The 9,194-nt window shown below is 64.9% G+C and carries 10 protein-coding genes; 4 read left to right on the forward strand and 6 right to left on the reverse strand.

Annotated elements, in window-relative coordinates:
• Positions 1–102: 102 nt before the first annotated feature.
• On the reverse strand, positions 103–1,032 hold the full coding sequence (locus tag ACP15I_RS21930; protein WP_424974614.1) for an electron transfer flavoprotein subunit alpha/FixB family protein: 930 nt from the start codon (positions 1,030–1,032) through the stop codon (positions 103–105).
• Positions 1,032–1,790, reverse strand: coding sequence for an electron transfer flavoprotein subunit beta/FixA family protein (locus ACP15I_RS21935; RefSeq protein ID WP_424974613.1), 759 nt, complete (start codon positions 1,788–1,790; stop codon positions 1,032–1,034). The genes ACP15I_RS21930 and ACP15I_RS21935 overlap by 1 nt, the downstream gene beginning before the upstream one ends.
• 211 nt (positions 1,791–2,001) lie before the next feature.
• Here ACP15I_RS21935 and ACP15I_RS21940 point away from each other — a divergent pair, with 211 nt between their 5' ends.
• Positions 2,002–2,352, forward strand: a complete 351-nt coding sequence (locus ACP15I_RS21940) for a hypothetical protein (RefSeq protein ID WP_424976695.1) — start codon at positions 2,002–2,004, stop codon at positions 2,350–2,352.
• 113 nt (positions 2,353–2,465) lie between these two features.
• Here ACP15I_RS21940 and ACP15I_RS21945 read toward each other — a convergent pair whose 3' ends face one another.
• From ACP15I_RS21945 to ACP15I_RS21960, 4 genes are all read right to left on the reverse strand, one after another.
• Positions 2,466–3,038, reverse strand: coding sequence for a cob(I)yrinic acid a,c-diamide adenosyltransferase (locus ACP15I_RS21945; RefSeq protein ID WP_424968908.1), 573 nt, complete (start codon positions 3,036–3,038; stop codon positions 2,466–2,468).
• A gap of 3 nt (positions 3,039–3,041) precedes the next feature.
• Positions 3,042–3,257 carry a twin transmembrane helix small protein gene (locus ACP15I_RS21950; RefSeq protein WP_424968909.1) on the reverse strand — a complete coding sequence of 72 codons (216 nt, stop codon included), beginning with the start codon at positions 3,255–3,257 and terminating at the stop codon, positions 3,042–3,044.
• Positions 3,258–3,339: 82 nt separating this feature from the next.
• A complete protein-coding gene (locus tag ACP15I_RS21955; protein WP_424976696.1) occupies positions 3,340–4,173 on the reverse strand; it encodes an SDR family NAD(P)-dependent oxidoreductase in 834 nt (277 codons plus the stop codon).
• Between the two features lie 66 nt (positions 4,174–4,239).
• Positions 4,240–4,827, reverse strand: a complete 588-nt coding sequence (locus ACP15I_RS21960; RefSeq protein ID WP_424976697.1) for an SH3 domain-containing protein — start codon at positions 4,825–4,827, stop codon at positions 4,240–4,242.
• 71 nt (positions 4,828–4,898) lie between these two features.
• Between ACP15I_RS21960 and parC the strand changes: the two genes are divergently transcribed.
• The 3 genes from parC to tuf all read left to right on the forward strand — a co-directional run.
• Positions 4,899–7,229, forward strand: coding sequence for a DNA topoisomerase IV subunit A (gene parC, locus ACP15I_RS21965; protein ID WP_424976698.1), 2,331 nt, complete (start codon positions 4,899–4,901; stop codon positions 7,227–7,229).
• A gap of 29 nt (positions 7,230–7,258) precedes the next feature.
• On the forward strand, positions 7,259–7,906 hold the full coding sequence (locus ACP15I_RS21970; RefSeq protein WP_424976699.1) for a hypothetical protein: 648 nt from the start codon (positions 7,259–7,261) through the stop codon (positions 7,904–7,906).
• Between the two features lie 140 nt (positions 7,907–8,046).
• Positions 8,047–9,194, forward strand: a 1,148-nt coding sequence (gene tuf, locus ACP15I_RS21975; RefSeq protein WP_424976565.1) for an elongation factor Tu, incomplete at its 3' end; no start/stop codon positions are given.

The following is a 9,194-nucleotide window of genomic DNA, read 5'->3' on the forward strand; positions in this document are numbered from 1 at the left end:
TCTCCGGCCTTTGTGTTTGGTTTGGGCCCGGGTTGGGTCTGGCTGTGTCCGGGTCTTGTCCCGGGGCGGGGTTTGGGCCGCTGTTCCGGGTCGTCGTAGTCCTCAGCCGAGTTTTTCGGTGAGTTCGGGGACGGCGGCGAAGAGGTCGGCGACCAGGCCGTAATCGGCGACCTGGAAGATCGGGGCTTCCTCGTCCTTGTTGATCGCCACGATCACCTTGCTATCCTTCATCCCGGCCAGGTGCTGGATCGCGCCGGAGATGCCCACGGCCACGTAGAGATCCGGTGCCACCACCTTGCCGGTCTGCCCGACCTGCCAGTCATTCGGCGCGTAGCCGCTATCGACCGCGGCGCGCGAGGCGCCCACGGCCGCGCCCAGGGTATCGGCGAGCTTCTCGATCATGGCGAAGTCCTCTTCGGAGCCCACGCCGCGCCCGCCGGAGACCACCACGCCCGCGGAGGTCAGCTCGGGCCGGTCGCTCTCAGCGACTTTGTCCTCGACCCAGGCGCTCAGGCCCGGATTGTCGCCCGCGGCGATCTCTTCGATCGGCGCGCTGCCGCCGGTCTCGGCCGCATCGAAGGTCGAGGTCCGGAAGGTGATCACCTTGGTCGCATCCGCCGATCTCACGGTCTGGATCGCGTTGCCCGCATAGATCGGCCGGTCGAACGTGTCCGCATCCACCACGGCCACCACATCCGACAGCACCATCACATCCAGAAGGGCCGCCACCCGGGGCATGATGTTCTTGGCATCGGTCGTCGCCGGCGCCACCACATGGGAATAGCCTTCGGCCAGGGACGCGATCAGCGCCGCCACCGGCTCGGCCAGGCGATGGCCGTAAAGCGCATCCTCGGCCACCAGCACCTTGGCCACGCCCGAGATCGTCGCCGCCTCGGCCGCCGCCGCCTTGGCCGACGCGCCCACGCAGAGCAGCGTCACCTCACCCAGGGCCGCGCTCGCGCTGACGGCCTTGGCGGTGGCATCCATCGCCAGCGCCCCATCGGTTACTTCTGCCAGACACAAAACAGCCATCAGACAGCTCCTGCTTCCTTGAGTTTCGACACCAGCTCATCCACCGAGCCGACCTTGATCCCGGCGGCGCGCTCGGCCGGCTCGGAGGTCTTGACCACGCTCAGGCGCGGGGTCACATCGACGCCGTAATCGGCCGGCGTCTTCTCATCCAGAGGCTTCTTCTTGGCCTTCATGATATTGGGCAGCGAGGCATAGCGCGGCTCGTTGAGGCGCAGATCCACGCTGACAATCGCCGGCAGCGAGACCTTGATCGTCTGCAGACCGCCATCGACCTCGCGGGTCACGCTGGCGCTGTCGCCCTCGACGGCCAGCTCGGAGGCAAAGGTCGCCTGGGACCAGCCCAGAAGCGCGCTGAGCATCTGGCCCGTGGCGTTCATGTCATTGTCGATCGCCTGCTTGCCACAGAGTACAAGCCCCGGCTCTTCCTCCTTGACCACCGCCGCGAGCAGCTTGGCCACCGCCAGAGGCTCGATATCGGTGTGCACATCCTCGGCCGCATTGATCAGGATCGCCCGATCCGCACCCATGGCCAGCGCCGTGCGCAGGGTCTCCTGGGATTGCTTGACGCCGATCGACACCGCCACAACTTCCGTGGCCGTCCCCGCCTCCTTCAGACGGATCGCCTCTTCCACGGCAATCTCGTCAAACGGGTTCATCGACATCTTCACATTCGCAAGATCAACACCGCTCCCATCCGCCTTAACACGGACCTTCACGTTATAATCAATAACGCGCTTCACAGGCACCAATACCTTCATAAGACCATGTCTCCTGTTTGTACGCCGCCGGGGCGGGGCGCAAAGAACTCTTTGGCACGGATTTAGCGGGTTACGCGCGGGGAAAACAGCGCAAAATGGTCTGACTTGACCCTTCCGACGCGGCGTTCTTTGACGCATGCCCCCCCCGGTCGGTGGGATCGGCGTGGATGTGCTAGATTGGCGGTATTTTCAGAATGTGGAGGATTGAGATATGCGATTTGTGCCTTTGTTGACCCTCGTCGAGGTTCTGGTGGTGCTGGCCCTTCTTGCGGCGCTGGCGGCGGTGCTTCTGGGGTTGCGGTCTGCAGCCGAAGGGGCCCTGACCCCGCGCGCCCTGCCCGGGGCCGGGCTGGGGGCCAAAGCCCCCAAGCCCAAGCCGACGCCAGTGGCCGATATCACCCGCACCGGCGTCCTGCTCAATCAGGCGCTTGCGCAAGAGAGCTTTGATGCCGCGCTCTGCGCCGAGCTGATCGCCTTACGCGACCGGCTCAAGGCGGATGGCCGCTTTGGCGATCTTGTTGCAGATATTGATGGGGTGCTGGCCAGCCATTGTGATCGGTGACCCTTCGCAAATGGGCTTGGCGGTGGCCGCCAATGCCCGCACTTTGATTACCCGTTCCATGGGTCGCCTTCGCCAACAAGCCGACCCGCGGGTCTACAGTTGACCTGCCGGGATCAGCGGTTGGCGCCCGGAACCCACAGCACATCCGTGCTGCCATTGTCATTCGCAACGCGCCCGGCCACGAAGAACCAGTCCGACAGCCGGTTGAGGTATTTCACCGCCGCGGGGTTCACTGCCTCCATCGTTGCCAGTTCGACCGACAGGCGCTCGGCGCGCCGCGAGACGGTCCGGCACAGGTGCAGATGGGCCGCGAGCGCGGAGCCTCCGGGCAGGATGAAGCTACGCAGGGGTTCGAGATCCTTGTTCATCGCGTCGATCTCGGCCTCCAGACGTGCCACCTGGCTGTCGGCCATGCGCAGGGGCGGGTACTCGGCCTCGGCGTCTTTTTCCATGTCCGGGCGGCAGAGATCGGCACCGAGATCGAAGAGATCGTTCTGGATCATCGCGAGCTGCGCATCCATCTCGCCCGTCGCGTGGAGCCGCGCGAGCCCGACGGTCGCATTGGTTTCGTCCACCGTGCCATAGGCCGTGACCCGCGTGGAATGCTTGGCCACCCGCGCGCCGCTGCCCAGAGCGGTTTCGCCCGCATCGCCGGTTTTCGTGTAGATCTTGTTGAGAACAACCACCTGTTATCCCTCGCCTGTGGTTTGTCGCCGGATGAAGACGAACAGAAGTATCAAGAGCACTGCGATGAACTGCGCGGCGATGCGCCAGCGCATGGCCTTGTTGGCGTATTTCTTGTTGAAGTCGCCGCCTTTCGCAAAGCTGCCTATGCCGAAGAGCAAAATGCCCACGACGGCCAGCATGGCGAGTGCCATGACGATGAAGAGCGGATCCTGGGCCATGCGGTCCTCTGCGTGTTGTCCGAGTTGGGTTGCTACCTAGGCGGGTGGCGCGAAAAAGCGAAGAGGGTCGGCGGAAAAACCGCTAGCCCGCCTTGCGGATCAGCGCGTCGAGCCAGCGGGTCGGCAGCAGCCTGCGCGCAAAGCCCATGATGTAGGTCGGTGTGGTCACGTAGTAGCGCGGGCGTGGTCGCGGGCTTTCCAGCGCATGGATCAGTTTGTCGGTCACTGCCTTGGGCGGCAGCTCGAATCTGTCCGGGCCACTGTCGTCATAAAGCCTCTTGAGCAGCCGGCTCTCGTAATCCTCCGCGCGCGGTGAGTCGCGCCATTTGATCCATTTCACGAAATGCGGGATCGAGTTCTCGCGGATCCGCGACGTGATCGGCCCGGGCTCGATCAGGATGACATGGATCCCCGTGCCCGCCATTTCGATGCGCAAGGTATCCGTCAGCCCCTCAAGCGCGAATTTGGTGGACACGTAGCTCGCGCGCCAGGGCAGGGTGACAAAGCCCAGCACGCTGGAATTCTGGATGATCCGTCCATGGCCCTGCGCGCGCATCACCGGCAGGATCCGCCGGGTCAGCTCATGCCAGCCAAAGAAGTTCGCCTCGAAATTCGCACGCAGGGCATCGGTGGGCAGGTCTTCCACCGCGCCGGGGATCGCGTGGGCGCCATTGTTGAACAGCGCATCCAGCGTGCCGCCCGTCGCCGCCAGAACTTCGGCAAGCCCGGCTTCGATGCTGGCCGTGTCCGTATAGTCGATCCGGGGGCTCTCGAACCCTTCGCCCGCCAGCCGGTCGCAATCGCGCGGCTTCTTGCAGGAGGCAAAGACCCGCCAGCCCCGCGCCCGCAGGTCATGGGCCGCCGCATAGCCGATCCCGGAGGAACAGCCGGTGATGAGGATCGAACGTTCTGTCATGGCAAAATCAGTGACCGGCTTGCGGGGGGAGCGCAAGCCGGTTTGGTCCGGGGGCTGTGGCTTGGCTCAGCCCTCCAGTTCCTCGAGGAACCGGGCGGACATGTATCCGACGCGGGAGCGCGCTTCGCCATCGGCGAGGGTCCGCAGCTTGGCCCAGCCGCCTTTTTCAGCCAGCAGGATCACGCGATCGCCTTCGCGCAGCTTGCCGATGACGCTGAACCGCGTGCTGGGGCCGTTGCGCAGGTTGACGACGCTGCCGGTGACCACCGCGCGCGGATCGGGGGGCGTGAGGTCCGCGTCGAGCGCGTCCGCTGCATCGGGCAGGCTGCGCGTGGACTTCTGAACCTGCGGTGCCGGTTCCGGCGCAGGGGCCGCAGCGGCAGGCGCGGTAAACCCGGCCTGCATGACCTGCGCGACGGGCGCGGCCTTCTCGGGCTTGGCTTGCGGTATGGGCTCTGGCGACACCGAGGCCGGAACGACCGGCAGATCGGAGGCCGACACGATCACTTCAACCTCTTCGGTAGGGGGTGTCGCCGCTTCGGGCTGTGGCAGAAGTGGATCAAAGGTTGCACGTTCAGGGCGCGGAGCCTCCGCACCGAATTGCATCCATCCAAACAGCATCGCGAGCAACGCGAGCGAGAGTTTCAAAGCCATACTCAACCTCCATACCAGTCTGCTGCGTCGGCGCGCTTGCCGCAGCCGCGCGGCGCGGCTACACAGCATCTATGAGCGACACGACAGACGACCCCAACATGGACGATCCGCAAGAGGATCCCGGCGCGGCCCAAAGTTCGGAGCCGTTGCGCCGCGCGATTGGCGAGCGCTATCTGCAATATGCGCTCAGCACGATCATGCACCGCGCCCTGCCGGATGCCCGGGACGGGCTCAAGCCCGTGCACCGTCGTATCCTTTATGCAATGCGCGAGTTGCGGTTAAGTTCCAGTGGAGGCTTCAGAAAGTCCGCCAAGATTTCCGGCGACGTGATGGGGAACTACCACCCCCACGGGGATGCTGCGATCTATGACGCCATGGCGCGGCTCGCCCAGGATTTCGCTGTGCGCTATCCGCTGGTGGATGGTCAGGGGAATTTCGGCAATATCGACGGGGATAACCCGGCGGCCAGCCGCTATACCGAGGCCCGCCTGACCGCGGCGGCCGAGGCCCTGATGGAGGGGCTGACGGAGAATGCGGTCGATTACCGGGACAATTACGACGGCACCCTGACCGAGCCCGAGGTGTTGCCGGCGGCCTTCCCGAACCTGCTGGCCAATGGCGCGAGCGGGATCGCGGTGGGGATGGCGACGAACATCCCGCCCCATAACCTGCACGAGCTGATCGATGGCTGCCTGCACCTGATCAAGGCCCCGAATGCCCGGGACGAGACCCTGCTGGAGCTGATTCCGGGACCGGATTTCCCCACGGGCGGCGTGATCGTGGAGCCGCGCGAGAGTATTGCGCGGGCCTATGCCACCGGGCGCGGCGCGTTCCGACTGCGGGCGCGCTGGACCAAGGAGGATCTGGGCCGCGGCGTCTGGCAGATCGTGGTCACCGAGATCCCCTATCAGGTTCAGAAGTCCAAGCTGATCGAGAAGATCGCGGATCTGATCCAGACCAAGAAGGTGCCGATCCTCGCCGATATCCGGGACGAGAGCGCCGACGATGTGCGCATCGTGCTCGAGCCGCGCTCCAAGAATGTGGATCCCGAGGTCCTGATGGGCACGCTTTTCCGGCTCTCGGAGCTGGAGACCCGCTTCTCGCTGAACATGAACGTGCTGATCGACGGGCGCACGCCCAAGGTCTGTTCCCTGCGCGAGGTGCTGCGGGCCTTTCTCGATCACCGCCGCGACGTGCTGCAGCGCCGCTCGCGTCACCGGCTGGCCAAGATCGATCACCGGCTCGAAGTGCTCGAAGGCTTCCTGATCGCGTTTCTGAACCTTGACCGGGTGATCGACATCATCCGCTATGATGACGACCCCAAAGGCGCGCTCATGCGCGAGGATTGGGGCAAGACCCATATCCGCGCCACGGACGAGTCCGACTACAAGACCCCGGCCCCGGGCGAGGGCGAGCTGACCGAGGTGCAGGCCGAGGCGATCCTCAACATGCGCCTGCGCTCCCTCCGACGGCTCGAAGAGATGGAGCTGGTTTCGGAGCGCGACGCCCTGATGGCCGAGCGTGCCGAGCTGGAGGATCTTCTCGCCGATGAGGGGCTGCAATGGGCCCGCATCGCCGAGGAGCTGCGCGAGGTCCGCAAGCAGTTCGGCAAGGGTACCACGCTGGGCGCGCGCCGCACGGATTTCGCCGAAGCCGCGGAGGTGGCGGAGGTCTCACTCGAGGACATGATAGAGCGCGAGCCGATCACGGTGGTCTGCTCCAAGATGGGCTGGATCCGCGCGATGAAGGGCCATATCGCGCTCGATTCCGCGCTGAAGTTCAAGGATGGCGATGAGGGGCGGTTCATCTTCCACGCCGAGACCACGGACAAGCTTCTGGTCTTTGGCGCGAATGGCCGGTTCTACACCCTGTCCTGCGCGTCCCTGCCGGGCGGGCGCGGGATGGGCGAGCCGATCCGCCTGATGGTCGATCTGCCGAACGAGGCCGAGCTGGTGGATCTCTTCCTCCATGTGCCGGGGCGGCGGCTGATCGTGGCCTCGGATGCGGGGGACGGTTTCATCGTGCCCGAGGCGGATGTGGTCGCGCAGACCCGGGCGGGCAAGCAGGTGCTCAACGTCAAGACGCCCTTCAAGGCCCTGTTGGCGCGCCCCGTGGCGGGCGATGCCATCGCCGTGGTGGGGGAAAACCGCAAGGTGCTGATCTTTGCCGCGGACGAGCTGCCCGAGATGGGGCGCGGCAAGGGTGTCCGGCTGCAGAAATACAAGGATGGCGGGCTGAGCGATCTGCGGAGCTTCTCGCGGGCTGAGGGCCTGCAATGGCTCGATGGCGGCGGGCGCACCCGCACCGTGGCGGACCCAGAGCTCGCCGAATGGACAGGCAAGCGCGCGGGCACGGGTCGCATGGCCCCGCGTGGCTTCCCGCGCGACAACAAGTTCACCTGAGACAAGAGGGGCGGGGCATGAGACGAGCGATGACAGCCGGATGCGCGGCGCTGATCTGCGCGGCGCTGGCGGGCTGCGCCAACAATGCGGAACTGCGCGAGGCCCGTCCGCTGGGCGCGTTCGAGCTCGGGTTCAACGTGGTCATTGCCGACAATGCCCAGACCGTTCCGGGCTCGCGGACGGCCAGCGAAGAAGAGCTTGAGGCGGCGATCACCGCCGAGATCGAACGCCGATTCCTGCGCTATGACGGTGGGCGGCTCTATCATCTGGGGATCAATGTGGACGGCTATGTGCTGGCGCCGCCGGGGATCCCGATCCTGCTCTCGCCGAAATCTGCCCTGATCGTCAGCGTGAATGTCTGGGATGACACGCTGGGGGAGAAGCTGACGGAGAATGCCAAGCAGTTCACCGTGCTCGAGAGCTTCTCGACCGATGCGGTGGTGGGCTCGGGCTTTACCATGACTGCCGAAGAGCAGCTTCTCAATCTGGCGCAGAATGCCAGTGCCCAGATCGAGACATGGCTGTCCCAGAACCCCGATTGGTTCGACTATCCCATTGTCACCAATCCCTTCGAGGAAGGGATGACCTTCGAGGTGGATGTGACCGAGATTGCCCGGGGCACCGAGACCGGCGAAGAGGGGGTGCCGCGCCCGATCCGACGCCCGGCCAGCTCCTAGACGCCACAGTCACGGATTGATCGTCCGGGCGCGGAACTGCCGTGCATTTGGGCGCTTGATTTTTCCCTCAGACAAAAGTACGCAGCCCGCGATATCGCAACGGGTCCAGAGCGACCCCCAAAGACGAGGCGCCGTGCATCATGGCTAAGGAAAAGTTTGAGCGTTCTAAACCGCATGTTAACATCGGCACGATCGGGCATGTTGACCACGGCAAGACGACGCTGACGGCTGCGATCACCAAGCAGTTTGGCGACTTCAAAGCCTATGACGAGATTGACGGCGCGCCGGAAGAGAAGGCCCGCGGGATCACGATCTCGACCGCGCATGTGGAATACGAGACCGACGCGCGTCACTACGCCCATGTGGACTGCCCGGGTCACGCTGACTACGTCAAGAACATGATCACCGGCGCGGCCCAGATGGACGGCGCGATCCTCGTGGTGAACGCGGCCGATGGCCCGATGCCCCAGACCCGCGAGCACATCCTGCTCGGCCGTCAGGTGGGCATCCCCTACATGGTCGTCTTCATGAACAAGGTGGACCAGGTCGACGACGAAGAGCTCCTGGAGCTGGTCGAGATGGAAATCCGCGAGCTTCTGGACAGCTACGAGTACCCGGGCGACGACATTCCGATCGTTGCGGGCTCCGCCCTGGCGGCTCTCGAGGGCCGTGACGACGCGATCGGCACCGAGAAGATCGCCGAGCTGATGGCGGCTGTGGATGACTACATCCCGACCCCGGCGCGCGCCGTGGACCAGCCCTTCCTGATGCCGATCGAGGACGTGTTCTCGATCTCCGGCCGCGGCACGGTTGTGACCGGTCGTGTGGAGCGTGGCGTGATCAATGTGGGCGACGAGATCGAAATCGTCGGCATCCGCGACACCACCAAGACGACCTGCACCGGTGTGGAAATGTTCCGCAAGCTGCTGGATCGCGGTGAAGCGGGCGACAATATCGGCGCCCTGTTGCGCGGTGTGGACCGTGAAGGTGTCGAGCGTGGTCAGGTTCTCTGCAAGCCGGGCTCCGTGACGCCGCACACCAAGTTCGAAGCCGAAGCCTATATCCTGACCAAGGATGAAGGTGGCCGTCACACGCCGTTCTTCGCGAACTACCGTCCGCAGTTCTACTTCCGGACGACGGATGTGACCGGGACCGTGACGCTGCCGGAAGGCACCGAGATGGTGATGCCGGGCGACAACCTGAAATTCGGTGTCGAGCTGATCGCCCCGATCGCCATGGAAGACGGCCTCCGCTTCGCCATCCGCGAAGGCGGCCGCACCGTCGGCGC

This window comes from Dinoroseobacter sp. S124A (assembly GCF_049801015.1).
Classification (GTDB): Bacteria; Pseudomonadota; Alphaproteobacteria; order Rhodobacterales; family Rhodobacteraceae; genus Dinoroseobacter.

Bases quoted from the DNA above. Each gene is read 5' to 3' on its own strand.
- ACP15I_RS21955 (WP_424976696.1), bottom strand. From the start codon at position 4,173: ATGACAGAACGTTCGATCCTCATCACCGGCTGTTCCTCCGGGATCGGC.
- ACP15I_RS21950 (WP_424968909.1), bottom strand. From the start codon at position 3,257: ATGGCCCAGGATCCGCTCTTCATCGTCATGGCACTCGCCATGCTGGCC.
- ACP15I_RS21960 (WP_424976697.1), bottom strand. From the start codon at position 4,827: ATGGCTTTGAAACTCTCGCTCGCGTTGCTCGCGATGCTGTTTGGATGG.
- parC (WP_424976698.1), top strand. From the start codon at position 4,899: ATGAGCGACACGACAGACGACCCCAACATGGACGATCCGCAAGAGGAT.
- ACP15I_RS21940 (WP_424976695.1), top strand. From the start codon at position 2,002: ATGCGATTTGTGCCTTTGTTGACCCTCGTCGAGGTTCTGGTGGTGCTG.
- ACP15I_RS21935 (WP_424974613.1), bottom strand. From the start codon at position 1,790: ATGAAGGTATTGGTGCCTGTGAAGCGCGTTATTGATTATAACGTGAAG.
- ACP15I_RS21930 (WP_424974614.1), bottom strand. From the start codon at position 1,032: ATGGCTGTTTTGTGTCTGGCAGAAGTAACCGATGGGGCGCTGGCGATG.
- ACP15I_RS21970 (WP_424976699.1), top strand. From the start codon at position 7,259: ATGACAGCCGGATGCGCGGCGCTGATCTGCGCGGCGCTGGCGGGCTGC.